The following is a 1,255-nucleotide window of genomic DNA, read 5'->3' on the forward strand; positions in this document are numbered from 1 at the left end:
TGGGCCTGTCCCCCGGCAGCGTACGCCATAAAGCTGGTTATCCAGTCTTCTGCCTCAAGCTCTTTGCATATTCGTTCGGAGAACGATATCCCAGAGCTGAGTGCAGTCGACTGCTGTTGTAAAACCCATGCACATAGCTGGCGATCGATAGCTGTGCCTGTTTTTTGGTGGGGTAGACCCCAAACGCCTCCTCTCTTTTCAGCGTAGCGAAAAAGCTCTCCGCCACTGCGTTGTCCCAGCAATTTCCCTTTCGACTCATGCTCTGTGTGAAGTCCTTCTTAGCTAACGCTAGACGGAACTTACTGCTTGCGTACTGACGGCCCTGATCGGAGTGAAATACTGCTCCGCTAGTGCCAGAACAGGCGCTCCAGGCATTCAGAAACGCACTCTCGACCAGGCCATCTGGCATGCGGTCTGACAAGCTGTAGCCCAAGATCTGGCGGGTCTGGATGCTCAATACTACGGCCAGATACAGCCAACCCTCTCTGGTTGGGAGATAGGTGATATCACTGACCCAAGTCGGGGTGGGGTTATCGATGGAAAACTGCCGCGCCACTACATTGCTCGAGACCGGCAAGTAATGGTTGCTGTCAGTGGTACAGGGCCTGAAACCGCGTTTGGACTTGCCGTGTATACGCTCCTCCTGCATCAACCGGCTGACTCGTTTGTGGCCCACTGCATACGATTTCTGGCGTAAGGCTGCGACCAACCGTGGCCGACCGTAGGTGTGTCGACTGGCCGCATAGGCGCTGCGCAACTCAATGCGAATCTGAGCATCAGGATCAGGGCGAGGCTGCCTGTGCGTGTAATCGTAGAAACCTGAAGTCGAGACTTCCATCACCCGGCACAACACGCGCACCGGGTATTGAGTCCGTTCAGCAGCGACGAAGGCGTATCTCACCTGGACTCTCTGGCAAAGAATACCGCCGCCTTTTTTAGGATTTCACGCTCCATTTTTAGCTCGGCAACCTCGGCTCGCAGGCGGGCAAGCTCGCTGTCTTCCTTAGTGATGGGCTTGCGCTCGGGCGAGCTCAACGGTTGACCCTTGCGCGTGGCGTTCACCCAGTTATCGAGCGTTTTGACGGACATCTCTAGCTGGCGGGCAGCTTCGGTTCTGCCAACGCTTTCAGCTAACGCAACCGCTTGGGTCTTGAATTCATCGGTGTAGTTACGGCGAGTAGATGGATACATGGCAACCTCCAAGAGAACGATTTAAGTATCGCTTCTTGGCGTCCGTTGTCACGGGACAGGCCCA

Annotated in this window: 2 protein-coding genes; both read right to left on the minus strand. The window is 55.5% G+C overall.

What is annotated here, in order from left to right:
• Positions 1 to 37: 37 nt before the first annotated feature.
• On the minus strand, positions 38 to 901 hold the full coding sequence (locus tag BM70_RS0130905) for an IS3 family transposase (RefSeq protein ID WP_025859588.1): 864 nt from the start codon (positions 899 to 901) through the stop codon (positions 38 to 40).
• Positions 898 to 1,191 (minus strand): transposase, encoded by a 294-nt coding sequence (locus BM70_RS0130910; RefSeq protein ID WP_020300742.1) that lies wholly within the window; start codon positions 1,189 to 1,191, stop codon positions 898 to 900. The genes BM70_RS0130905 and BM70_RS0130910 overlap by 4 nt, the downstream gene beginning before the upstream one ends.
• Positions 1,192 to 1,255 lie beyond the last annotated feature (64 nt).

It is taken from the genome of Pseudomonas sp. CHM02 (assembly GCF_000612585.1).
GTDB lineage: Bacteria > Pseudomonadota > Gammaproteobacteria > Pseudomonadales > Pseudomonadaceae > Aquipseudomonas.

Bases quoted from the DNA above. Each gene is read 5' to 3' on its own strand.
- BM70_RS0130910 (WP_020300742.1), bottom strand. From the start codon at position 1,191: ATGTATCCATCTACTCGCCGTAACTACACCGATGAATTCAAGACCCAA.